At 65.1% G+C, this 23710-nt stretch carries 25 protein-coding genes and 1 riboswitch; of the genes, 10 read left to right on the top strand and 15 right to left on the bottom strand.

Going from position 1 to position 23710, the window contains the following annotated elements:
* Positions 1 to 15 precede the first annotated feature (15 nt).
* From CCC_RS07630 to CCC_RS07600, 7 genes are all read right to left on the bottom strand, one after another.
* Entirely contained in the window at positions 16 to 1560 is a 1545-nt protein-coding gene (locus CCC_RS07630) for a phospholipase D-like domain-containing protein (protein WP_009869343.1), read from the bottom strand.
* A 7-nt stretch (positions 1561 to 1567) separates the two neighbouring features.
* Complete coding sequence (locus tag CCC_RS07625) at positions 1568 to 3247, bottom strand: sensor domain-containing phosphodiesterase (RefSeq protein ID WP_009869344.1); 1680 nt, start codon at positions 3245 to 3247, stop codon at positions 1568 to 1570.
* 133 nt (positions 3248 to 3380) lie between these two features.
* Positions 3381 to 4874, bottom strand: coding sequence for an aminomethyl-transferring glycine dehydrogenase subunit GcvPB (gcvPB, locus tag CCC_RS07620; protein ID WP_041040654.1), 1494 nt, complete (start codon positions 4872 to 4874; stop codon positions 3381 to 3383).
* Positions 4874 to 6223 carry an aminomethyl-transferring glycine dehydrogenase subunit GcvPA gene (gene gcvPA, locus CCC_RS07615; RefSeq protein WP_041040652.1) on the bottom strand — a complete coding sequence of 450 codons (1350 nt, stop codon included), beginning with the start codon at positions 6221 to 6223 and terminating at the stop codon, positions 4874 to 4876. Before gcvPA ends, gcvPB begins: the two co-directional genes overlap by 1 nt.
* 10 nt (positions 6224 to 6233) lie before the next feature.
* Entirely contained in the window at positions 6234 to 6611 is a 378-nt protein-coding gene (gene gcvH, locus CCC_RS07610) for a glycine cleavage system protein GcvH (RefSeq protein ID WP_009868807.1), read from the bottom strand.
* Positions 6612 to 6625: 14 nt separating this feature from the next.
* Entirely contained in the window at positions 6626 to 7741 is a 1116-nt protein-coding gene (gcvT, locus tag CCC_RS07605) for a glycine cleavage system aminomethyltransferase GcvT (protein ID WP_009868808.1), read from the bottom strand.
* A gap of 195 nt (positions 7742 to 7936) precedes the next feature.
* Positions 7937 to 8032, bottom strand: a riboswitch (glycine riboswitch).
* Between the two features lie 57 nt (positions 8033 to 8089).
* Positions 8090 to 8635, bottom strand: coding sequence for a hypothetical protein (locus CCC_RS07600; protein WP_009868809.1), 546 nt, complete (start codon positions 8633 to 8635; stop codon positions 8090 to 8092).
* 115 nt (positions 8636 to 8750) lie between these two features.
* Between CCC_RS07600 and ispH the strand changes: the two genes are divergently transcribed.
* From ispH to rnhA, 3 genes are all read left to right on the top strand, one after another.
* The gene (gene ispH, locus CCC_RS07595) at positions 8751 to 9707 is read left to right on the top strand and encodes a 4-hydroxy-3-methylbut-2-enyl diphosphate reductase (protein ID WP_041040649.1); all 957 of its coding nucleotides are present in this window, start codon (positions 8751 to 8753) and stop codon (positions 9705 to 9707) included.
* A gap of 76 nt (positions 9708 to 9783) precedes the next feature.
* The gene (locus CCC_RS07590; RefSeq protein ID WP_041040647.1) at positions 9784 to 10746 is read left to right on the top strand and encodes a homoserine kinase; all 963 of its coding nucleotides are present in this window, start codon (positions 9784 to 9786) and stop codon (positions 10744 to 10746) included.
* Entirely contained in the window at positions 10743 to 11207 is a 465-nt protein-coding gene (gene rnhA / locus CCC_RS07585) for a ribonuclease HI (RefSeq protein ID WP_009868812.1), read from the top strand. The genes CCC_RS07590 and rnhA overlap by 4 nt, the downstream gene beginning before the upstream one ends.
* An 8-nt stretch (positions 11208 to 11215) precedes the next feature.
* Here the strand turns inward: rnhA and CCC_RS07580 are convergent, their stop codons facing one another.
* The 4 genes from CCC_RS07580 to CCC_RS07565 form a co-directional block, all read right to left on the bottom strand.
* Complete coding sequence (locus CCC_RS07580) at positions 11216 to 11929, bottom strand: hypothetical protein (RefSeq protein ID WP_009868813.1); 714 nt, start codon at positions 11927 to 11929, stop codon at positions 11216 to 11218.
* Positions 11930 to 11950: 21 nt separating this feature from the next.
* A complete protein-coding gene (locus tag CCC_RS07575; protein WP_009868814.1) occupies positions 11951 to 12679 on the bottom strand; it encodes a response regulator in 729 nt (242 codons plus the stop codon).
* A gap of 92 nt (positions 12680 to 12771) precedes the next feature.
* Complete coding sequence (locus CCC_RS07570; RefSeq protein ID WP_009868815.1) at positions 12772 to 13830, bottom strand: GGDEF domain-containing protein; 1059 nt, start codon at positions 13828 to 13830, stop codon at positions 12772 to 12774.
* A gap of 13 nt (positions 13831 to 13843) precedes the next feature.
* Positions 13844 to 14338 carry a pentapeptide repeat-containing protein gene (locus CCC_RS07565; RefSeq protein ID WP_009868816.1) on the bottom strand — a complete coding sequence of 165 codons (495 nt, stop codon included), beginning with the start codon at positions 14336 to 14338 and terminating at the stop codon, positions 13844 to 13846.
* A 104-nt stretch (positions 14339 to 14442) separates the two neighbouring features.
* Between CCC_RS07565 and CCC_RS07560 the strand changes: the two genes are divergently transcribed.
* Positions 14443 to 15210, top strand: coding sequence for a tetratricopeptide repeat protein (locus CCC_RS07560; RefSeq protein WP_009868817.1), 768 nt, complete (start codon positions 14443 to 14445; stop codon positions 15208 to 15210).
* A gap of 112 nt (positions 15211 to 15322) precedes the next feature.
* Here CCC_RS07560 and CCC_RS07555 read toward each other — a convergent pair whose 3' ends face one another.
* Complete coding sequence (locus CCC_RS07555) at positions 15323 to 15829, bottom strand: NUDIX hydrolase (protein WP_009868818.1); 507 nt, start codon at positions 15827 to 15829, stop codon at positions 15323 to 15325.
* Positions 15829 to 16062, bottom strand: a complete 234-nt coding sequence (locus tag CCC_RS07550) for a hypothetical protein (protein ID WP_152619734.1) — start codon at positions 16060 to 16062, stop codon at positions 15829 to 15831. The genes CCC_RS07555 and CCC_RS07550 overlap by 1 nt, the downstream gene beginning before the upstream one ends.
* 119 nt (positions 16063 to 16181) lie before the next feature.
* Between CCC_RS07550 and CCC_RS07545 the strand changes: the two genes are divergently transcribed.
* The gene (locus tag CCC_RS07545) at positions 16182 to 17012 is read left to right on the top strand and encodes a hypothetical protein (RefSeq protein WP_041040644.1); all 831 of its coding nucleotides are present in this window, start codon (positions 16182 to 16184) and stop codon (positions 17010 to 17012) included.
* Between the two features lie 19 nt (positions 17013 to 17031).
* Positions 17032 to 18003: an NADPH:quinone oxidoreductase family protein gene (locus tag CCC_RS07540; RefSeq protein ID WP_009868821.1), complete on the top strand. Its 972-nt coding sequence runs from the start codon at positions 17032 to 17034 to the stop codon at positions 18001 to 18003.
* Positions 18004 to 18130: 127 nt separating this feature from the next.
* Here the strand turns inward: CCC_RS07540 and pseI are convergent, their stop codons facing one another.
* Both pseI and pseG read right to left on the bottom strand, forming a co-directional pair.
* Positions 18131 to 19177: a pseudaminic acid synthase gene (gene pseI, locus CCC_RS07535; protein WP_009868822.1), complete on the bottom strand. Its 1047-nt coding sequence runs from the start codon at positions 19175 to 19177 to the stop codon at positions 18131 to 18133.
* Entirely contained in the window at positions 19174 to 20148 is a 975-nt protein-coding gene (pseG, locus tag CCC_RS07530) for a UDP-2,4-diacetamido-2,4,6-trideoxy-beta-L-altropyranose hydrolase (protein WP_009868823.1), read from the bottom strand. Before pseG ends, pseI begins: the two co-directional genes overlap by 4 nt.
* A 59-nt stretch (positions 20149 to 20207) precedes the next feature.
* Here pseG and CCC_RS07525 point away from each other — a divergent pair, with 59 nt between their 5' ends.
* Genes CCC_RS07525 through CCC_RS07510 form a run of 4 tightly spaced genes read left to right on the top strand, consistent with a single transcriptional unit; the run spans position 20208 to position 23674 of the window.
* Positions 20208 to 20681, top strand: coding sequence for a GNAT family N-acetyltransferase (locus CCC_RS07525; protein ID WP_009868824.1), 474 nt, complete (start codon positions 20208 to 20210; stop codon positions 20679 to 20681).
* Between the two features lie 37 nt (positions 20682 to 20718).
* Positions 20719 to 21747, top strand: coding sequence for a UDP-N-acetylglucosamine 4,6-dehydratase (inverting) (gene pseB / locus CCC_RS07520; RefSeq protein WP_041040642.1), 1029 nt, complete (start codon positions 20719 to 20721; stop codon positions 21745 to 21747).
* A complete protein-coding gene (gene pseC, locus CCC_RS07515) occupies positions 21744 to 22940 on the top strand; it encodes a UDP-4-amino-4,6-dideoxy-N-acetyl-beta-L-altrosamine transaminase (protein ID WP_041040640.1) in 1197 nt (398 codons plus the stop codon). The genes pseB and pseC overlap by 4 nt, the downstream gene beginning before the upstream one ends.
* The gene (locus CCC_RS07510; protein WP_009868826.1) at positions 22937 to 23674 is read left to right on the top strand and encodes a cytidylyltransferase domain-containing protein; all 738 of its coding nucleotides are present in this window, start codon (positions 22937 to 22939) and stop codon (positions 23672 to 23674) included. The genes pseC and CCC_RS07510 overlap by 4 nt, the downstream gene beginning before the upstream one ends.
* Positions 23675 to 23710: the final 36 nt, after the last annotated feature.

Genomic DNA, 23710 nt, shown 5'->3' with positions numbered 1-23710 from the left:
CGCCGCGCGGGGAAACTAAAGAAGCTCCTCGATGCCCGGCAGGACCGAATAGAACAGGGTCCGAATGCCCCGCCAGAGGTCGCCGTCGGGCTCGGTCTCCAGGCGGACCATATGGCCGTCCCTTTCCCCCACCCAGGCCACCGGACCGGTGGCGGCTCCGGGATTGGCCTCCAGCCGCCAGGAATGAGCGGGATCGAAATCCCGCTCGATTCCGGCCAGCAGCTTTTCGGCCAGTTCCGGGCTGTGGATCATCACTCCGATCTCGGTATTGAGATGGCGCGAGCGCGGATCGAAATTGGCGCTGCCCACCCAGACCGTGACGCGGTCATAGACCACGATCTTGGCATGCAGGCCGGAATCCGAACGGCCGAGATGGACGAGATGACCAGCGGGTTCGGGCCGCCGCGCATCGGTCCGGTATTCGAACAGACGCACGCCAGCCTCCAACAGGGCCGGGCGATAGAGGGAATAGGCGGCATGCACCGCCACCACATCGGTGGCCGCCAGGCTATTGGTGAGAACGGTAACGCCGACACCACGCCGCACCAGATCGCCCAGCACCTGAACGCCCTTATCGCCGGGAATGAAATAGGCGCTTTCGTAGACCACCTGATGTTTCGCCCCCTGCCGGACGATGGCATTGGCGCGGGCGATCTCGGCCGAGGATTTTTCCGCGCCCTCGGGCAGGCGGTCGGGGGGCTCGGCCACCACCTGGGCCGGAGCCCAGATCATCTGCGCAGGATTGGTGAGCCGCGCAAGATACTGGTCGCGGCTTCGCGCATATTCCGCCGCCGGACCGCTGGCCCCGGCCAAAAGGGACAGCAGAGTGTCCAATGCCTCGGCATCGGGCTCCCTGTCGAAGGCCCGCACCTCGCCGACCATGGGCGAGGCCCAGAAGGAATCGAAGCTGGCCGCCGCCTGGGTTGCCACAGCCCCCGTGGTCAGGAGTTCGATGTCGCGGAAATTGGACTCGGACGGCCCCTCGAAATAGTGGTTGGAGATATTGCGCCCGCCCAGCAAGGCCAACTGCCCGTCGGCGACCAGCACCTTGTTGTGCATGCGACGTCCCAGCCGGTCCAGATTCCACAGCATCTGGGCCGAACGGGTCCAGCGCGCCCGGTCGGGAAACGGATTGAAGATCCGCACCTCCATATTGGGCTCGCCATCCAGGCGGGCCAGCAACCCGTCGTCGAGGCCGAGTTCATAATCGTCGAGCAGAATGCGCACCCTGACGCCGCGCCGCGCCGCCGCGATCAGGCGATCGAGGATGAAAGCGCCCACCTCGTCGGCATCGAAGATGAAGGTCTGGAAATCGATGCTGCGCTCGGCGCGGTCAATCAGCGCCGCCCGCGTCATCAACGCCCCCACCCCATTATTGAGCAGGTGAAAGCCGCTTTGACCGGGCCGCCCCGCCTGCTCGGCCGCAAAGGCCTTGCCCAGGGAGGTTTCCAGGGGGCGGTCGAAGGCGGAGGAAGGCGGCCTGGCGTAATCGGCGCGCATGGGCGCGCAGGCCGCCAGAAGGATCAGCAATGGGGCGAGGAAAGCAACCACGCGCCCCATGGCGGCCCTATCCCTTGGTAAAGTGGAGCAGCCCCTTGTTCCATCCCAGGGTCGGAGTCCGCCAGGCGGTACGGATGTCATCCGAGGACGGGCGCAGCGGCTTGCCGAAATACCAGCCCTGGCCAAAGCGAACCTTGAGAAGCTTCAGAAGATTGGCGGTCTCGGCATCTTCCACATATTCGGCGGTGGTGGTGACGCCCAATTCGGTACACAGGCCGACGATGGCCTTGATGAACGAGACGTCCTCGTTGCTGCGCATGGCGTCCTTGATATAGGAGCCATCGATCTTGACGTTGTCCACTTTCAGGGCGCGCAGATAGTGGAAGGCGGCATGACCGGCGCCGAAATCGTCCAAACAGACCTCGTGGCCTTGCTTGCGGATGATCTGGATGACGTCGTTAACCGCCTTCAGGTCGCGGACCTGGGCGGATTCGGTCATCTCGAACACCAGACGCTTTCTGAGATCGGTGGTGGTGGTGAGAATTTCCTTCAACCGGCGGACCACCGTGGGATCAGACAAGGAATAGCCCGACAAGTTGACCGCGAATTTCAAGGAGTCGTTATTGGCGACGGAAGAGCGCATGAAGGCGATGGCGCGTTCCAGCAGCGCCATGTCCAGCATGCCGACCATGCCCGTGTCCTCGGCGAAGGTCACGGTCTCGTAGGGCGACTTGTTGTCCTCGCCCTTGAAGCGCACCAGACACTCGAAATGATGCACCACGCCGGTCCACAGATCGACGATGGGCTGGAACAAAAGGTCGAAATCCCCGCCCGTCACGGTGTTGCGGACATCGTTCATCTGCTTGACCGTCGCCGAAAGACGAGGCTGCAGATCCTTCATGAGATCGGCGAGATTGCCGCCGTTCTCCGCCTCGAGGGCGAATCGGTTCAGTGTATAGGTGAGCGCGCGGGCGGCCTCCTCAGGCGGCACATCGGCCACGTCGAGGACCAAGGTGGCCAAGGTCGCCTGGATGGGCGCCGCATCGGGCAGAACCACGGCGGCGGCCTGGGTCACCGACTGGCTGATGGAATCGGCCGACACCGCCGCCGAGTGCAAAACGCCGAACTTGCCTTCGTCCAACTGGCCGACCGCGTCGCCGCCCACCGACAAGGCCCGCAGTCGATTGCCCAATTCGGTGTTCAGGGCTTCCTGCGCCTCGGCATCGCCGCTAAGCGCGTCGATCTTGGGCAACTCGACCAGAGTCAGTTGGTAGGGGTCGTCAGGCGCGGCGCTTTCCAGCAGGCTGGCCGCCATGGCCTGGAAGCTGTCCTTGTCCAGCAACCCGGTCTCGCCGACCCGGTCCTCCTTATGGGCGTGGAAGCCGCCCGGATGGCCCAGCGCCACCATCAACATGTCGGGCTTGCTAGGATGGCGATAGCCCGACAGCGATACCTCGGCCCCTTTGCCGTCGGGCCGCAGGATGCGGATGATGGCGTTGCGCACCCTTTCCCCGCCCGTCATCTGCTTCAAGGCCTGGGATAGGGCGGTATGGTCGCCGGGATGAATGATCTTGGAGAGCGGCTGGCCGGTCAGAGCCTTGGCGCCGCGCCCCAGTAGCGCCATGGCGGCGCCGACCGCGAACAAGGTGTTGCCCTGGGAATCCAGTTCCACAAGAACGTCGGCCGCAGCAAAAGCGAAGGCGACATACATGTCGCTGGACTTACCAAGATCGTCCTTTTCCGACATTCCCATCCCCTTTAATTCCAGCTTCGAAGCCTAGGCCAAAGGTTGGCGGGGAGCAAGTGAGCGTTGGTGTGTTTCCGAGGCGCAATGTGACGGGACGCGAGGATCGCTCTCCCCCGCCCCGTCACCATTGGCGCTACTCCGCCGCCGGTTTCCAGCGCAGCACCGGACTGCGCGCCGCCAGGGTCTCGTCCAGACGCCGTCGGGGGGTAAGCCGGGGAGCCGATTTGAACTCCTCGGCCGCGCCCGCCTTTGCCTTGGCGGCCAGCCCCTTCACCACGGCGATGAACTGGTCCAGCGTTTCCTTGGACTCGGTCTCGGTGGGTTCCATCAACAGGGCGCCATGCACCACCAGCGGGAAGTACATGGTCATGGGGTGATAACCCTCGTCGATCATCGCCTTGGCGAAGTCCAGCGTGGTCACCCCGCTATCCTTGAGGAAGCGGTCGTCGAACAGCGCCTCATGCATGCAAGGGCCCTCGAAGGAGGCCGACAGATCGTCCTTCAAGGACGCCAGTAGATAATTGGCGTTCAGCACCGCGTCGCTCGACGCCTGACGCAGTCCGTCCGAACCCATGGACAGGATATAGGCCAGGGCGCGGACGAAGACCCCGAACTGGCCGTGGAAGCCCTTGACCCGGCCGAAGGGCTTGGCACCGTCGCGCTTGCCTTCCACCAGTTCCAGCCCCTTCGGCCCGTGCACCACGTAAGGCACCGGGACATAGGCCGCCAGAGCCTGCGACAGCACGGTGGGACCCGCGCCGGGACCGCCGCCGCCGTGCGGCGTGGCGAAGGTCTTGTGCAGGTTGATATGCATGGCATCAATGCCGAGATCGGCGACCTTCACCCGGCCGACGATGGCGTTGAAATTGGCGCCGTCGCAGTAGAAATAGGCCCCCGCCCCATGCACCGCCGCCGCGATCTCGACGATCTCGGTCTCGAACAATCCGCAGGTATTGGGATTGGTCAGCATGAGGGCAGCCACGTCGGGTCCCAGCTTGGCCTTCAGGGCCGCCAGATCCACCCGGCCGTTCTCGAGGGCCGGAATGGGATCGACGGTGAAGCCGCACATGGCCGCCGAGGCCGGATTGGTGCCGTGGGCGCTTTCCGGGACCAGGACGCGGCGGCGATGATTCTCGCCCTTATCCTCGTGCGCGGCACGGATGGCCATCAGGCCGCACCATTCGCCGTGGGCTCCGGCCGCCGGGCTCATGGCCACGGCGGGCATGCCGGTCAATTCCTTCAGCCAATGGGCCAGGGAATCGATCACCTCCAGCGCGCCCTGAACGGTCTTTTGCGGCTGCAAGGGGTGCAGATCGGCCAGACCGGACAGGCGCGCCACCTTCTCCGACAGGCGCGGATTGTGCTTCATGGTGCACGAGCCCAGCGGATAAAAGCCGGTGTCGATGCCGTAATTCTTTTGCGACAGCCTTGTGTAGTGGCGCACCACCTGGGGCTCGGACAGATCGGGCAACGCCACCCGGCCGCGGCGCGGCGCATCGCCCAGACGTTCCAGATCGAACGGCGCGGGCTCGGGCAGGTCGACGGCATTACAGCCGGGATTATCCAGTTCGAAGATCAGCTTCTCTTCGATCTGCAGGGCGCGGTTGCCGGAAATGGTCTCGCTCATCACACAGCCTCCTTCAGGGCGGCGACAAGCTTGTCCATGTCGTCCTCGGTATTGGTTTCGGTGGCGGCCAGGATCAGCACCGGCTTCAACTCCGGCCAGGTGGGATAGAAGCGCGAGGCGGGAACGCCCGCGAGAATCCCCTTGTCGGCCAGGGCATCGACCACGGCCGCCGCATCGGCATCGTCACCCAGATGGATGGCGAATTCGTTGTAATAGCTTTGCGGCAGGACCCTAACACCCTTCACCGCGCGCAGCTTCTGCTCCAGCCGGGTAGCCGCCACATGGTTCAACTCGGCAAGGCGGCCGAAACCGCTGCCGCCCAGCATGGTCAGGTGGATGGAAAAGGCCAGGGCGCACAGCCCCGAATTGGTGCAGATATTGCTGGTCGCCTTCTCGCGGCGGATATGCTGCTCTCGCGTCGAGAGCGTCAAAACCCAGCCCCGGCGGCCGTCCACATCCGCCGTCTGGCCGACCAGACGGCCGGGCATCTGGCGCACATATTTGTCGCGCGTGGCGAACAGACCCAGACCCGGCCCGCCGAAATTCATGCCCATGCCCAGGCTTTGGCCCTCGCAGACCACGATATCGGCGCCCATGGCGCCGGGGGACTCGATCAGACCCAGGCTGGTGGGCTCGGCCACCATCACCACCAGCAAAGCCCCCACCTCGTGACAGAGCGCCGCCAGCGGCCGCAGGTCACGCACCGTGCCGAAGAAACCGGGATTTTGGACGATGACACAGGCGGTCTGGCTGTCCACCCGGCCGATCATGTCCTCCATCCCCAAGGGATCGGGGGGCAGAACATCGGCCTCCATCTCGGTGTAGCGGAGCGAGGTTTCCACCGTCTCGGCATAATGGGGGTGTACGCCCCCCGAAACGATCACCTTGGCCCGCTTGGTGATGCGGCATGCCATGACGGCGGCCTCGGCCGTGGCCGTGGCGCCGTCATACATGGAGGCATTGGCCACATCCATGCCGGTGATGGCCGCCACCTGGCTTTGGAACTCGAACAGCATCTGCAGCGTGCCCTGGGCCACTTCGGGCTGGTAGGGCGTATAGGCGGTCAGGAACTCGCCGCGCAGCAACAACTGGTCCACCGCCGCCGGGATGTGGTGGCGATAAACACCGGCCCCGATGAAGAAGGGCGCGCAACCCGCCGACAGATTCTTGCCGGCCATGCGGGTGAAGGCGCGCTCCACCTCCATCTCTCCCTGATGGGAGGGAAGGGGCAGCGGCCCGGCCAGCCGGGCGGATGGGGGCACATCGCGGAACAGATCATCCACGCTTTTGGCCCCGATCACGTCGAGCATGGCGCGGCGGTCGGACTCGGTCAGCGGCAGGTAGCGCATGAGGAAAAGCCTATTCCAGGGTCTTGAGATACGCGTCGTAGGCGGCCTGATCCATCAGGTCGCCGACCTCGCCCGGATTGGTCAGCTTCAGCTTGAAGAACCAGGCGGTGCTCTCGGCGGCCTCGTTGACCAGGCCGGGCTGGTCGACGATGGCCTGATTGCCAGCGGTCACGATGCCCGACACCGGGGAATAGACCTCGGACGCGGCCTTCACCGATTCCACCACGGCGGCCTCGGCGCCCTTGGCCAAATCGCGGCCCGCATCGGGAACCTCGACGAAGACAACGTCGCCCAAAGCGTGCTGGGCATAGTCGCTGATGCCGACGGTGCCGATATCGCCCTCGACCTCGATCCACTCATGATCCTTGGTGAAACGCTTGCTGCTCATTTGGAAAGATCCCCTCAGCCTTTGAAATAACGATGCGGCACGAATGGCAGGGCCGCCACATGGGCGTCCATGGCCTTGCCACGCACCACCAGCTTCAACTTGGTCCCGATGCCCGCGAAGGCGGCGGGCACATAGCCCATGGCCACCGGGCCGCCCGCCGACGGACCGAAGCCGCCCGAGCAGATCTCACCCAGGCGGTTGCCCGCCTCGTCGGTGATCTCGGTATGGGCGCGGGCCGGAGCCTTGCCGTCGGGCTGGATGCCGACGCGTAAGGTGGGCGCGCCCTCGGCCAGTTGCTTCTGAATCACGGCGGCACCGGGAAAGCCGCCCTCGGCCCTGCGGCGCTTGCTCATGATCCAGGCGATATTGGCCTGAACCGGCGTGGTGGTGGTGTCGATATCCGAACCGTAGAGGCACAAGCCCGCTTCCAGGCGAAGCGAGTCGCGCGCGCCCAGACCGGCGGGCATGACGCCCGGCGCGGCCAGGATGGCGCGGGCCAGCTTTTCCGCATCCGCATTGGCCACGGAAATCTCCCAGCCGTCCTCGCCCGTATAGCCCGAGCGGGTGGCCAGACACTTGATGCCGGCCACGGTGACCTCGGCGATGGTCATGAAGGTCATGGCCCCGGCCTCGGGGCACAACGTGGCCATGGCGGCGGCCGCGCCGGGACCTTGCAGCGCCAGCAGCGAGCGGTCCTCGATCATCCGCAGTTCGACCTTGCCCTCCAGATGGGCCTTCAGATGGGCGAAGTCGGCATGCTTGCATGCGGCATTGATCACCAGGAACAGATGATCCTCGGCCAGCTTGCTGATCATCAAATCGTCGAGAATACCGCCATGGTCATTGGTGAAGACGCTGTAGCGGGTCTTGCCCAGGCCCAAAGCCCGGATATCGCCCGGCACCAGGCTCTCCAGCAGTTCGACCGCGCGGGCTCCCTTGATCTCGGCCTGGCCCATATGGGAGACGTCGAACAGCGCGGCCGCCGAACGGGTGTGCAGATGTTCGGCCAGCACGCCCGCGGGATATTGCACCGGCATGGCGTAACCGGCGAAGGGCACCATCTTGGCCCCCAGCTCGCGATGCAGGGCATCCAAGGGAACGGTCAGTAAGGGGGTATCAGACTGGGTCACCGGGTTCCTCCTTACGCGGATTACCCGCGCGGGATGTGAAGGGCTCCGGACATGGCTGTGGCCTTGCCCGGCTTGCCCCCCTCTGTCTGGGAACCTGAAAGATTCACCGCACGGCCAAAAGAGAGGCCAAGGCGGCTTTCATCGTCGGTGGGCCGCCCGACCTTAGCCGGTCCTGCGGCACGCTTTCCAGAGTTTCATCCCCCCGCGGTCCTTTTGCCTGAGAGTTTCCAGGGGCGGTTGCTCCTTCGGCGCCAACCTGAATTTCAGGCCGGTCTCTCCCACGGGGATCATCTGTGCGGGCACATCTTAGTCAGCCCGGCGAGGGAGTCAACGAAGAGTCGACGCCCCCTAGCGCTTGGTGCGCCGGTTCGACTCCATCTCTTCGGGGGTCAGTTGGAACCCGATATAGACCTCATAATTATCAATGAGTTCCTTGGTCCTGACCGGCAGACGCATGACCACTTCGTCATCGGTGACACGGATCCGGTCCACCGTATCGGGGAAGGTTACCGGGAAGGTGAACACCCCCTTGGCCTCGGGCGCCGGATAGAATTTGGGCACGGCGACGAAATAGGTGACGTCCAGGGTGCGGCTGGCAGCCGCCGGGCCGCGCCGCAGTTCGAAGCCCAGTTGCAGCGTAACCTCACCGCCCTTGGCGTCATAGACGCAGTCGCCCTTGAAAGCGACGACTTCGCCTTCCATCTCAACGTCGGTCAGGTCGCGCCCGCTCCCGGCCCGGTATTTGATCATCTTGGCGGCGTCGGACATGATGTAAACCGGCGGGCAGGGCGGCGGCGTCCTGCCCTTGACGCGGCTCCAGGAATCACACCCCGAAAGCAGCAGGGGAGCCGCCAGAACGAAAAGCAGCAGGCGGGCGATGCGAGGGGTGTTCATGCCAAACTTCCTTAAGAGCCACATGATCTGGTAAAGGTGCCCCTGACTGTAGTGAAGCCGGGGCGCTGATACAAGCCGCCAACCCCATGTCAAAGCCATTGCGGAGAGCGATACTGTGAGCACAAGCGTTACCAAGAGGCCCTTGACCCTGGTGCTGGCCAGCCCGCGCGGTTTCTGCGCTGGCGTCGACCGTGCCATTCACATCGTCGAGCGGGCCCTGGAGAAATACGGTGCGCCGGTCTATGTCCGGCACGAAATCGTTCATAACCGCTTCGTGGTGGAGTCCCTGGCCCAAAAGGGAGCCGTCTTCGTCGAGGAACTGGACGAGGTCCCCGACGAGGCCGCCGTGGTGTTTTCGGCCCACGGCGTGCCCAAGACGGTTCCGGCCGAGGCCGACCGCCGGGGCCTGACCTCGCTGGACGCCACATGTCCCCTGGTGACCAAGGTCCACCGCGAAGCCGAACTGCACCACGCCATGGGTCGCCAGATCATCATGATCGGCCATGCCGGCCACCCCGAGGTCATCGGCACCATCGGCCAGGTGCCCGATGGCACCGTCTTGCTGGTGGGAACGCCCGAAGAGGCGGAGAAGGTGGCGCCCAAGAACGCCTCCATGCTGGCCTATATCACCCAGACCACCCTGTCGGTGGATGACGCGGCGGCCGTGACCGAGGTGCTGCAGCGTCGCTTCCCCGAAATCGTCGGGCCCAAGCGCGAGGATATCTGCTACGCCACCACCAACCGCCAGGCCGCGGTCAAGACCATCGCCCCTAAATGCGAGGCCCTGATGGTCATCGGCTCGCCCAATTCCTCCAACTCGTCGCGTCTCGTGGAAGTGGCGGCACGCGCCGGATGCGCCCGTTCCGTCCTGGTCCAGCGCGCCGCCGAGGTGGATTGGAGCCTGCTGGACGGTGTCGATCGCCTCGGCATCACCGCCGGGGCCTCGGCCCCTGAAATCCTGGTGGAGGAAGTGGTGGCCGCCGCGCGCGAGCGCTTCGACGTCACCATCGAGGAAATCCGCGTCACCACCGAGACCGTGACCTTCAAACTGCCCCAGGCCCTGTCGGAATAGGCTCTGCCCTCTGGCGTCTTGGGCGGAAACATCGTACTTTCCGCCCAATTCTCCCCCAGCACGAAGTCGAGAGAGCATGGCCGTCTACACCGAGGTATCCGACGACGAATTGGAAGACTTCGCCGCCGAATACGATATCGGCCAGGTGGTGTCGTGCAAGGGCATCGCCGAAGGGGTGGAGAACACCAATTATCTGCTGCAGACCGAGCAGGGAAACTACATCCTCACCCTCTATGAAAAGCGGGTTAACCCCGAAGAACTGCCGTTCTTCCTGGGTCTGATGGAGCATCTGGCGGCCCAAGGCCTGGCCTGCCCCACCCCCATCAAGGGGCGCGACGGCAAGGCGCTGCGCAATTTGTGCGGCCGCCCGGCCGCCATCGTCAGCTTCCTCAAAGGCATGTGGAGCCGACGCATTACGCTTGGCCACTGCGCCGAACTGGGCCCCGCCATGGCCAGCATGCATCGGGCCGGTGCCGACTTCCCCCTGACCCGAGCCAATAATCTGTCGGTCGCGGGCTGGCGGCCGTTGTTCGACGCCATCCGGCCGCGCGCCGCCGAGATCAAATCCGACCTGGAAGAGATGATCGAGGACGAACTGGCCTATCTGGAATCCCATTGGCCCAAGACTCTACCGGTGGGGCTGATCCATGCCGACCTGTTCCCCGACAATGTCTTTTTCATCGGAGACAGGCTGTCGGGAATCATCGATTTCTACTTCGCCTGCACCGACATCCTGGCCTATGACATTGCCATCTGCCTCAACGCCTGGTGCTTCGAGGACGACGGCGCCTTCAACGCCACCAAGGCGCGCCTGATGCTCAACGGCTATCGCAAGGTGCGCCCCCTGTCGGATGAGGAGTTGCAGGCCCTGCCGCTGCTGGCCCGCGGCGCGGCCATGCGCTTCTTGCTGACGCGCAGCTATGACTGGCTGAACACGCCCGCGGGCGCCATGGTCAAGCGCAAGGACCCCATGGAATATTACCGCAAGCTTCGCTTTCACCAGGGCGTCACCGGACCCGGCCAGTACGGTATCGAATGAGCGAAGCGGCCGTTAAACCCGAAACCGTCGAGATCTATACCGACGGCGCCTGTTCCGGCAATCCCGGTCCCGGCGGCTGGGGCGCCATTCTGCGCTTCAAGGGGATCGAGAAGGAACTGAAGGGCGGCGAGCCCCAGACCACCAACAACCGCATGGAAATGATGGCGGTGCTGTCGGCCCTGAACGCCCTGACCCGGCCTTGCGCCATCGATCTTTACACCGACAGCGAATACGTCAAGAAGGGCATGACCGAATGGCTGCGCGGCTGGAAGGCGCGGGGCTGGAAGACCGCCGATAAGAAGCCCGTGAAGAACGACGATCTGTGGAAAGCCCTGGACGAGGCCGCCGCCCGGCACAAAGTGTCCTGGCACTGGGTCAAGGGCCATGCCGGACACCCGGAAAACGAACGGGCCGACGCCCTGGCCCGCGAAGGCATCGCCGATATGCGGGCGGCCAGATAGGTTACGGGCTAGTCCTGCGCCGTTTCCTCGGCCATCAGGCTGTTCCAGGCCAGAGCCAGGGTTCCCGCCGTCAGCGCCATGCCCAAATAGCGCACCGGCACCATGGCGGCGTCGCGCAAGGCGAGCCCCTCGGCCAGATCCATCTCGGGCAGCAGCCGCACCCCCTCCTGCAACAGATTGAGCGGCAGCCAGCAGATGAACACCGCCATCCCTAAGGCCAGTCCGCCCCGGATCATCAGATCGGGAACCCGCCAGCCCAGATCCCCGGACTTGCCCGCGCGCTCCAGCGCCGCATCGGCGGGCACCAGATAGAACCCGCCCAACAGCAGATTGGACAGGCCCGCCAGCACCATCACCGAATCGGCGATGGGCACGCCGGTGGCGATGGCCAGGGATGCGGCGATCACCTGGGCGGGAAAGGTGACGAATATCTCGGCCATCACCCAGGCCAGGGCGCCGAAGCTCTCGCGGCGGCCGAGGCGGAAATAATGGCGGCTGGACGGAACCTCGCCCAGCCCCACCAGACGCAGCCAGGCCACCACGAAGACGCCCCGCGCCAGAAGATCGGTGATTCCGCCCGCCATGACATGGCGCGACGACACCGCCGCCCCCAGCAGGCTGACCGTCATGCACAGCCAGGACAGACGCAAAAAGACGGGGAACTGCTCGATGAGGATCAGCAGGCTTCGCAACGACAGGCGGCAATAGCGGAAGATCCCCATGCCGCCTCCAGAAAAAACGCCTTAAGGCCGCCCGGCCTCGAAATGGCCGCGCACCAGATTGATCTGGCGGATGAGATCGTCGGCGCCGATGGGCTTGGTCAGCACCTTGGAGGCCCCCACCTGGCGGGTGATCTCGTGGGCCTGTTCGGATTTGTCGCCGGTCAGGATCAGCACGGGCTTGCGGCTGTTGAGATTGCCCTTCTCGTTCCGCAAAGTCCGCAGGAACTCGATGCCGTCCATGTTCTCCATATGCAGGTCGCAGATGATGACATCGGGGTCCACATCGCCCGAACGCAGCATATCCAGCGCCGTCAAACCGTCATTGGCCTCGGAGATCTGGGCGGGATTGGCCTTGCCCAGCAGCTTCTTGATGATGTTGCGCATCACTTCCTGGTCGTCGATGACCATGATGTGCAGACCGGCGCCGCCGATCTGCATGGTCAGCGCCGCGCCGTCCTTGAACTTCTCGATCTGCTTGGCCGAGTTCTTGGGCAGCGGCACCTTGCGCTCGCGGCAATAAAGGGTGAGCGCCTGGCCCACGTCATCGCGCGAAAAGATGAAGTCCTTGGCCGAACCGCCCGCGAACACGGCCGGAAAACGGATGGTGAGCGCGATGTCCTGGGCAGGGTCGAAGCTGAGCAGATCCGGGGCCGTATCGGGAAGCATCTTGCCGATCCGCTCGCCATAACGGCGAATGGCATCGAGAAAATCGGCCCTGGGAAAGACGATGACGCGACGTTCCAGAATCATTTCGGACAGTTCACCTGTGAGCGCGGCGCCCCCACCCGGCCGCGTGCCCCAGCAGTAATACAGAGGACGGCCCTTTGGGTCCAGCGGCGCATCTATTTCCCGGCGTCGCTGGCCGCCTTTTCCAGATCGATTTCGTTCTTGACCCGGTTCCGGCCGTCGCGCTTGGCCAGATACATGGCCTCGTCGGCACGGTGAACCAGGGAATCGGCGGGCTCGGCATCTTTCAGCCGGGCGGCGCCGATGGACAGGGTCACCTGACCCAGGACCTGGCCGGTGCGGCGGTTGGTCAGCCGCTTGGTGGAAACCTGATTACGGATGGCTTCGGCCACTTCCATCGACTTTTCCAACGGCGTGGCGGGCAGGATCACGGCGAATTCCTCGCCGCCATAGCGGGCGGCGGTATCCTTGGCCTGAGCGATTTCGGACAGCGACCGCGCCACCAGTTTGAGCACCTGATCGCCCAGTTGATGACCATAGGTGTCGTTGAACTGCTTGAAATGGTCGATGTCGATCATCAGGAGCGACAGAGGCGCTTCCGAGGCCTGGGCGTCGAGCACCGCCAGATTGAGGGAATGATCGAACAGCTTGCGGTTGGCCAGCTGGGTCAGGGCGTCGGTGGACGCCTCGCGCTTCAGATCGTCCAACTGATTGCGCAGCCGGGCCACTTCGCCCGAGGAGTTTTCCAGGCGCAGTTCCAGCTGACGGTTCAGATCGGCCATCACTTTGGTCTCGGCCAGCATGCCCGAGATCAGTTCGCTGAGCGCGCCAGCCGAAGGCCCACTGGCCAGCTTGCCGCTGAAATCCTCCAGGGCGGCGCCGTAATTGGCGGTTCCCTGACCGGCATTGCTGAGATATTCCAGCACACGCCCCACCGCCTCCTCGACCCGCTGGCCCACCTCGCGCAGTTCGGCGGTGTCTTGGGGAAAGACGGCAAAGCGCTCGTAAAGCTCGTCATTGATTTTCTGGGTGAATTTCTTGCCCGCGTTCAAAATCGCGTCGATGGCCGCCGTCAGATCGGGATTGCGCCCCGCCACATAGGAATACCAGATGGCGTAATTCTCGGGATGGGGCGGGACCTTGTTCCGCTCCATCATGGCCAGCGCCGCACGGGCGCAATGGGCGGCGACATCAAGGGAATCCGGGCTCTTCATCGTGACCTGAACCTCAATTGCATTGACCGAGGGAGCCCTCGGCGCAAATGGTCTTTCCGTCCGTCCAGCGGGCTCCGGACAAATCGGCATTCAACAATTCCGCCCCCAAGGTCTTGGCGCCGGTCAGATCGGCACCGCGCAGCGAGGCATGAAAGAACCGCGCGCGGCGAAGATCGGCCCGGACCAGGGACGCGCCGCCAAGATCGGCCTTGGTGAAATCAGCGTCGCTAAACAGACCGTCATCGAGACGGGCGCCGTTCAGAACGGCGCTGACAAACCGCACGCGATAGCCGTCGGCCTTCACCAACACAGCCCCTTCCAGCTTGGCCCGCTGGAAGCTGGTTTCACGCAGCCGCGCCCCGCTCAGGTCGTGCCGCGTGAAATCGCGGCCGTCCATGTAACAGCGCTGCCAATCCACCCCGGGGGCCGCTGGCTGGGTGCAGTCGGCGGCAATCACGGCCTGCGGGCCGACCAGGACGACAAAAGCAAGGATAAGGGCCAACCTCATACCTGATTTTTATTCCCCCCCGCGCTTACATCAAAGGAATATTTGGTAGCGCTCCGATAGAAGTTTAGGCTGTTTGTGTCGCAAATTTCGAAAAGGGGACTTCCATGACCCGAAGCGAAGCCGACCGTGTTCTCGACGAGGCCGAAACCCTGTGGCTTTCGGGTGAGAAACAGCGGGCAAGGGAGTGCTGTCTCAGGGCCCGCCTGCTCTATCACGAGACCGGCGACGGGCGGGGCGAGGCCGACGCGCTGACCCGCATGGGCGATATCGAAGCGGAAACCGGCCACGGCAACGGAGCCCGCCAGGCCTATGTGGAGGCCCGCCAACTTTATGCCCAGGGCGGCGACCAGCGCGAACAGGGATCGATCCTGGTCCGCCTGGCCCATCTGGCCCAGCGCGAGGGTGATGGGGCGGGGGCCCGCTCCTTCTATCAGTCGGCCCTGGACCTTTATGAATCGGCGGCAGATCCTTCCGGTTTGGGCCATGTGCACCGCGCCCTGGGCCATATGGAGCGAGATGCGGGCGCCCAGGACAAGGCCCTGGACCGCTACCGCGAAGCCCTGGCCTGCTACCGGCACGCCGCCGACACTCTGGGCGAGGCGGGAACCCTCAAATCCATGGCCGCCGTGCAACGGAACCTCGGCCATCTGGACAAGGCGCGGGCCGAGTGCGACCAGGCCCTGATCCTGCTGCGTCAGGCGGGCGACCTGCTGGGCGAGGCCAAGGCGACAAGGCTGATGGCCCGCATCCTGGCCGATGAGGGGCTGCACGATCAGGCGCGCAAATCCATGCACGCCGCCGCCAAACTGTTCGGCCGGGCGGGCGACGTGGCGGCCCATGACGAGGCGGAGGCCGAGGCAAGAGGGTTGTAGTCATCGCCCTTTTTCGTCATCCCGGAAGCGCGATAGCGCTATCCGGGATCCAGGAGGGGGCGACTCCTGGATCCCGGCTCAAGGCCGGGATGACGAAAGAGAACGGGTCCGGTTACAACCCGATGGGCGCGAAGCCGGTTTGGCCCTTGACCTGGCGCTCATATTCCAGGGCCATTCGCACATTGGGATAGGCGAGATGGTCCCAGGGGATCTCGTCCCAGGTGAACAGGCCCGCTTCCAGGCTTTCCGGCCCGGCGGCGAAATCGGGGCCCGTCATGCGGGCGCGGTAGATCATGTGGACCTGGCTGATCTGGGGAAAGGAGAACACCGCCAGCAGCCCGTCCACCTCGGCCACGGCGCGGGCCTCCTCCCATACTTCGCGGAGCGCGCCCTGATCCGCCGTCTCGCCCAGTTCCATATAGCCGATGGGCATGGTCCAGGTCCCCAGGCGCGGCTCGATGGCCCGCTTCACCATCAGGTACTTCTCGCCCCAGGTGCAGACCGCGCCGACGATGATCTTGGGATTTTCGTAAAGGATGAAGCCGCAATCGCCGCAGAACAGCCGTTCGCGGTCGTCGCCATCGGGAATGGCACGCAGATTCGGCCCGGAGGGCTTCATCAGGCCAGAATGTCGAGATAGGTGCCGCGCGGCGCGTTGCGGTCCAGGCTGTCTACCGAAGTGTTGGGCGACAACATGCGTCGGCCACGCGGACCGGCGGGAGTGGCACCCTGAATGGCGGTCACCGCCTCACCGCCGCCAGCGGCGACGGAGGCACGCTGGTCACGACCGAACACCCCGGAAAGGGCGGTGTTCAGGACCGACGAGCCAAAGCCGCGAGTGGACTCAACCATGGTTTCAAAATTTCCGCCAAAGACCAGATAATGCATCCTAGCACTTCGGCGCGCCGGGGAAAAGCCGGTGAAGACCCGAGACTCTTGCCCCCCGGCGGGTATTGTGGCTGAATGCAACCATGGCTACTACATACGCCCCCGTCGCCAATCCCCTTGCCGCCAGACCATCGGATCTGGCGACGCATTTCATGGAATGCGGGGCGCTCAACACCAATCTCAGCCTGGCGCCGGGCGAACGGCTCGTCATCACCGACGATCTGTTGAACGGCACGGTGGGCGATGTGGCGGCCCTGTCCATGGCCGCCATCGTGGCGCGCGATTCCCAGGTGGCGCTGGCCGCCATGCTGCCGCTGTCGGTGGCCGCCTCCAAGGTCTCGGCCCGCCACCGCCCGAAATACGAGCAGCTCTTCCAGCTGATCGAGGAAACCGCCTTCGATACCGGCGTGCGCGGCTCGGCCGAGGCCATGATCTCGGCGGGTTTCCGCGAGGCCCGCATCCGCGAACTGGCCGCCGAGCTGGGCGGCAATGTGGGACCGGCGCGCACCCGCTATCGCGCCTTTCTCGACGTGATCAAGCTGCTGATCGACAAGAAGATGTCCGAACCGGCCTTCCTGGACGAGTTCCTGGACTTCACCCGCTCGGTGGCGGGCAAACTGGATTTCGGCATCTACGCGCTGTGCGTCGATCGGCTGTTCACCAGCCCCAATATCCCGCTGATGGTCAAGGTCTCGCTGGTGCGCGAGGTGATGAAATATCCGCCGCTGGTGCGCAAGGAACTGCTGACCAATCTGCTGTCCTCCAATACCGCGCCCTTGGAACTGGTCCAGTTCGCCCAGGGCGAATTGTCGGGCGGCATGACGCGCGACCAGATCACCGAGATCGTGCTGTTCACCACGCTGAAACGGGCGTGGGCGGCGCAAAAGCACGCTCCGGGCCGCCCCTCCGTCTGATTCCTTCCGAGAGTTTCCTATGAAAGCCGTCATCTGCCCCGCTTTCGGCCAGGATCTGGTCGTCACCGACTTCCCCGCGCCCGCCATGATCCCTGGCGGAATCCGTATCAAGGTACGGGCGGCGGGCGTCAATTTCGCCGATTCCCTGATCACCGGGGGCAAGTACCAGGAAAAGATGGAGCCGCCCTTCGTGCCCGGCATGGAACTGGCGGGCGAGGTCATCGAGGTGGCGGAGGGCGTCACCACCTGCAAACCCGGCGACCGGGTCATGGCCACGGTGACGGGAGGCGCTTTCGCCGAAGAGGCGGTCTGCGATCAGACCGATGTCTATGTCCTGCCCGATTCCCTCGACTTCGTCACCGCCGCGGGCTTCCCGGTGGCCTATGGCACCTCCCATCTGGGGCTCAAGGCCAAGGCTGGTCTGCGGGCGGGCGAGACCTTGGTGGTGCACGGCGCGGCGGGCGGCGTGGGCCTCACCGCCGTCGAGGTGGGCCGCGCCCTGGGCGCCACAATCATCGGCACCGCTGGTGGACCGGACAAGGTCAAGGTGGCCCTGGAGCACGGCGCCCATTTCGGCATCGACTACAAATCCGAGGATATCCGCGAGCGCGTCAAGGCCCTGACCGACGGTAAGGGCGCCGATGTGGTCTATGATCCCGTGGGCGGGCAGGTCTTCGACGCCTCCTTGCGCTCCATCGCCGCCGATGGCCGCATCCTGATCATCGGCTTCGCGGGCGGCACGGTGCAGCAGATTCCCGCCAATATCCTCCTGGTCAAGAATGTCACGGTGATCGGCTATTACTGGGGCGCCTACCGCAAGATCGCGCCGCAGATGGTGCGCGACTCCATGCTGGAATGTCTGGACTGGTGGGCGGCGGGGAAACTCAGCCCCCATGTCTCCAAGGTCATGGACCTGTCCCAGGCGGTCGACGCCATCGGCCTCCTGAAAGGCCGCGCCGCCACGGGAAAAATCGTTCTGACGACATCCTAAAGAAAGCGGGGCTCCCGCCCCGGCCCCGGTTGGAGGCGATGCCGCCAGACCTCCCTTTGATTTATGAATATAAAGGGGGTTTGGGGCATAGCCCCAAATGGGCGCGGGCGATAGCCCGCCAGTGACGTCACTCGATCATGGACCAGTCAAAGGCGGTGCCGCGCGGCACGGCCTTGCGCGCCTTGCGACCCAGGATCTCGGGCAGGAATTTGGGTTCCAGCCCGTAACCGGGGCGGATGGAGCGCACCTTGTCCTCGGTGATGGTTTCGCCGGGGTGCAGATCCTCCACCACATAAAGCGAGCGGCGGAAGCCCTTGGAGCCCTGCTCGCACTCGGCCAGGGCGTAGGAGATGCGCCCGCGCGCCGTCCAGGCGGCGCGGCAGTCCCGGACCAGCTGGACCAGTTCCTCGGGCTCTAACGAGAAATGGGAATCAAGGCCGCCATCGGCACGGCGCAGCGTGAAGTGCTTCTCGATGACGCAGGCGCCCAGCGCCACCGCCGCCACCGCCACCGCCGTGCCCTGGGTATGGTCCGACAGACCCACCGGCACGCCGAAGGCCTGGGCCATATGGGGAATGGTGGCGAGATTGGCGTCCTCGGTGGGCGCGGGGTAAGAGCTGATGCAGTGGAGCAGCACCAACTGGTCATTGCCCGCGCGGCGCACCGTCTCCACCGTGGCGGCGATGTCGCCGAGGCCCGCCATACCGGTGGAGACGATGATGGGCTTGCCCTTGGCCGCGGCATGGGCGACCAGTCCGGGATCGGCCATCTCGAAACTGGCGATCTTGAAGGCGGGGGCATCAAGACCGGCCAGGAAGTCCACCGCCGCCATGTCGAAGGGCGAGGAAAAGACGATGAGCCCCAGCTCCTTGCCCCGCTGGAACAGCTTGGAATGCCATTCCCACGGCGTCTGAGCCTCGGCATAGAGGTCGAAGAGCTTGCGCCCCCCCCAGGGGCCGCCCTCGATGACGAAGTCGGGCTTGTCGCAATCGATGGTGATGGCATCGGGCTTTAGGGTCTGCAGCTTGACCGCATCGGCCCCGGCCTTGGCCGCCGCTTCCAGCAGCGCCAGGGCGCGGCCCAGATCGCCGTTATGATTGGCGGACATCTCGGCGATGATGAAGGGCGGATGGTCGGGGCCGACGGGCCGTCCGGCAATGGCGATCTCGGTCATGGGGCAAGGCCTTTCAGGAACGGCAGGCGTCGGATGGCGTCAACGGTCCGGGCGGCACCCAGCCCGTCGCAGATCTTGGCGGCGGCGGCGGACAGGGCGCGAAGCTCGGTGGAAGGAACGGTCAGCGCGGCGGGCAGATCGTCCACGGTGATCAGGCGGGCGGCGCCACTTAGCCCCACCAGCCGGGCCACGTCGCGCTGATTCTCGGCGATGACCAGCATCAGGGTGGGCAGTCCCAGACAGCAGCGCTCCCAGGTAGACGTGCCCGCCGCGCCGATGGCCAGATCGGCCCCAACCATCAGCCCGGCCATGTCGGACACGCCCACATGAACCGTGACCTCAGCCATGGCGGCGGCCTGGGCCTTGACCGCATCGAGATGGGGCGCCTTGGCCCCCATCACCACATCGACGGCAAGACCCGACCCGGCAACCGCGTCGAGTACCCGGCCAGTGATATTGTCGGGATCGGTCCCGCCCAGGCTGACCAGCAGGCGGCGAAGGCTTCCGTCGCGCCGCGCCAGGGACTTGGAGCGGGCGGCGGCGAATTGCGGCCGCAGCAGAGCATAGTCGGAGCCAGCCAGAACGACGGAGTTGTGGGGCACCAGATCCCGGTACTCCTCCGGCCGCCGCCCGAAGGTCTGGTCAAGGAGCAGGTCCGAGTGATGGCGCCGGGTGGGCAGGTCGTCGATGACCATCACCGCCCGGCTCATGCTTCGGATGCGGGCTTCTTCCCCCGCGCCGATGCCGTAATGGTCGATCACCACCAGGGCGGAGCCGAAGGGCAATTGCTCGGGCGTCACCACCTCATAGGGCAGCGACGGCACCATTTCCGCCGTTTCCGGCGTGGACACGAACAGGCACCGCCCCCCACGCCGCGCCAATTCGTCGGCCAGGGTAAGGCAGCGCATGACATGGCCGGTGCCCATGGCGGCACTGGCGTCGGCGCGAAAACAGATGGTGGGCGTGACCATGACCGGGAAACTGGCTAGACTCGTTGCCCTCAGTATAGGCGGGCAGGAGGACAGGGCAAATGGAGTTCCGCAAGGCGGTGGGCGAGGACGCGCCGGATCTGCTGGTCTGGCGCAACGATCCGGACACCATCGCCAGTTCCCTGACCGGCAAGGGGGTGGCCCCGGCCGATCACTTCGCCTGGATCGCCCGCGTCCTGGCCAGCCCGGACTACATCTTGCTGATGGCCGAGCAGGCGGGGGAAAAGCTGGGCATGGTGCGCTTCGACCGCGACGACGAGGGCGAGTGGGAGGTCAGCATCAACCTCAACCCGGCAGCGCGCGGGCGCGGTCTGGCGGCTTGTGTCCTGGCGGGCGCCATCGCGGCGGCCTTTCCTGGCCAAGGCCGTCCAACGCTGGTCGCCTGGGTCAAACGCAGCAACCCCGCCAGTTGGCGGATCTTCCAGCGCTGCGGCTTCGCCCATCAAGGAGACGAGGACGGGGTCGGATACTTTCGGCTTGCCCCTTCTTGTGGAGTTGGGGGACGCATGCCATGATCCGCCCAAACCCCATCCTCGCCGAAGGAGTGATGCCTTGACCGCATCCAAGTACTACGACATCAACCTCGATCTCGAGGGCAAGTCCATCCTGGTCACCGGCGGCACCGGCTCGTTCGGCAAGAAGTTCGTGAAAACGGTGCTGGAACGTTACAACCCGCATCGCCTGATCATCTTTTCGCGCGATGAACTCAAGCAGTTCGAGATGGCCCAGACCTTCGACCCGGCCCAGCATCGCTGCCTGCGTTACTTCCTGGGCGATGTGCGCGACCGCGAGCGGCTGCAGATGGCCATGCGCGAAGTGGACGTGGTGGTCCATGCCGCCGCGCTGAAGCAGGTTCCGGCCGCCGAGTACAACCCCTTCGAATTCGTGCGCACCAATATCCTGGGCGCCGAGAACGTGGTGCAGGCGGCGCTGGCCAACAAGGTCGGCCATGTCATCGCGCTGTCCACCGACAAGGCCATGAGCCCCATCAATCTTTACGGCGCCACCAAACTGGCCTCGGACAAGATCTTCGTCGCCGCCAATAATCTGTCGGGCTCGGTGGGCTCCAAGTTCGCCGTGGTGCGCTATGGCAATGTGGTGGGCTCGCGCGGTTCCGTCGTGCCGTTCTTCCACAAGCTGATCCAGAATGGCGCCACCGAACTGCCCATCACCGATGCCCGCATGACCCGGTTCTGGATCACCCTGGAACAGGGCGTCGATTTCGTGCTGTCGTGCCTGGACAAGATGCAGGGCGGCGAGACCTATATCCCCAAGATCCCCTCCATGCGCATGACCGATCTGGCCGAGGCCATGGGGCCGGGCCTGCCGCACAAGATCATCGGCATTCGCCCCGGCGAGAAGATCCACGAAGTGATGATCACCGAGGATTACGCCCGCAACACGGTGGAGCTGCCCGACCGCTATATCATCCAGCCGGTCTTCGCCTTCTGGACCACCGAGCATCTGATCGACGCGGGCGCCAAGGTGGTGCCCGACGACTTCCGCTATGGCTCGGACAACAACACCGACTGGATGGACGGGCCGCGCCTGCATTCCATGCTGTCGGGGCTGGAACTGTGACCCAGGAACCGTTCCTCCCCTATTGCCGCCATGTGGTGGATGAGGACGACATCGCCGCCGTGGCCGCCGTCATGCGCGGCGAAATTCTGACCACCGGGCCTTCGGTCGCCGCCTTCGAGGATGCCTTGGCCCGCACGGTGGGAGCCAAGCACGCCGTGGTCTGCGCCAATGGCACCGCCGCTCTGCATCTGGCGGTGCTGGCGTTAGGCATCGGTCCCGGCGATGCGGTGCTGGTGCCCGCCCAGACCTTCGCCGCCACGGGCAATTGCGCCCGCTATGTGGGCGCCGAAGTGGTGCTGACCGATGTGGACCCCAATAACGGCCTGATGCGGGTCGAGGACCTGGAAGCCGCCATGGCGGCCCATCCTGGCAAGCGGTTCAAGGCCGTGCTTCCCGTCCACCTCAACGGCCAGTCGGCGGACATGCCGGGCCTTTCCGCCGTGGCCCGCCGTCATGGTCTGGCGATCATCGAGGATTGCTGTCACGCGCTCGGCACCGTCGCCGCCGACGGCACGGTCGTCGGCGATTGCCGCCATGGCGAGATGAACGTCTTCTCCTTCCACCCCGCCAAGACCATCGCCATGGGGGAAGGCGGCGCCATCACCACCAATGACGACGCCCTGGCCACCCGCCTGCGCCTCTATCGCAGCCACGGCATCACGCGGGACTCTTCGGTCTTCGAAGATGAGGCGGGAGGCTTCGACGCCGAGGGCGCGCCCAATCCCTGGTATTACGAGATGCAGGACCTGGGCTTCAACTACCGGGCCTGCGACATCCAGTGCGCCTTGGGAACCAGCCAACTGGCCAAGCTGCCCCGCTTCGCCGAGGCGCGGCGCGCACTGGTGCGCCATTACCGCGAAAAGCTGGCGCCGCTGGCCCCTAAGGTGACACCCATCACGCTGTCGGGCGGTGACGCGGTCTGGCATCTGTCGGTGGCGCTGATCGACTATGCCGCCTGCGGCACGACACGGGCCCAGGTGATGAACGCGCTCAGGGCCAAGGGCATCGGCACCCAGGTGAACTACATCCCCATGCACAAGCTGCCCTATTACCGCAAGCTGCTGGGCGAGATCAGCCTGCCCGGCGCGGAGGAATACTACCGCCGCTGCCTGTCCCTGCCCCTGTCGGCGGCCATGACCGAAGCCGATGTGGACCGGGTGGTGGAGGGCTTGGGCGAGGTCCTGGGGCTGTGACGGCGGCGGTCATCGTCCAGGCCCGCATGGGCTCGACCCGGTTACCGGGCAAGATCCTGATGCCTCTGGGGGGCATGAGCGCCCTGGCCCAGTGCCTGCGCCGGTGCGCCTCCATTCCCGGCATCGATCGGGTGGTCTGCGCCATTCCCGAAGGAGAAGACGAAGCGCCCGTGGTCGCCGAGGCGATCCGCTGCGGCGCCCTGGTGGCGCGCGGCCCGTCCGCCGATGTGCTGAAGCGTTACGCCCTGGCGGCGGAACTGGCCGAGGCCGATGTGGTCATGCGGGTAACCAGCGATTGCCCCCTGCTCGACCCGGATTTGTGCGGGAACATGCTGGCCAAGCTCAAGACCGAGGGGCTGGACTTCTGCTGCAACAACACCCCGCCCTCCTGGCCCCATGGCCTGGATGCCGAGGTGTTCACCCGCGCCCTGCTGATGGAGGCGGACCGCACGGCCACCGAGCCCTTCGAGCGCGAGCATGTGACGCCCTGGATGCGCAAGGCGTCCCATGTGAAGCGCGGCAATATCGCGCGCATTGGCGCCGACCTGTCGCTGGACTGCCGCTGGACCCTGGACTACCCCGAGGATTACGCCTTCCTGGCCGCCCTGTTCGAGCGCTTGCCCGAGGAGATCGTCCCCACGCAGGCGGTTCTGGCGGTGCTGGCGGCCCATCCCGAGCTGGCCGAGATCAACGCCATGCATCACGGCGTCAGGGCCAAACCGCCGACAAAGTAGCGCGTGGATCGGTCGGTTCACCACGAAGTCACGAAG

It is taken from the genome of Paramagnetospirillum magnetotacticum MS-1 (assembly GCF_000829825.1).
GTDB classification, from domain to species: domain Bacteria; phylum Pseudomonadota; class Alphaproteobacteria; order Rhodospirillales; family Magnetospirillaceae; genus Phaeospirillum; species Phaeospirillum magnetotacticum.
This window is presented reverse-complemented; position numbering and strand designations above follow the sequence as displayed.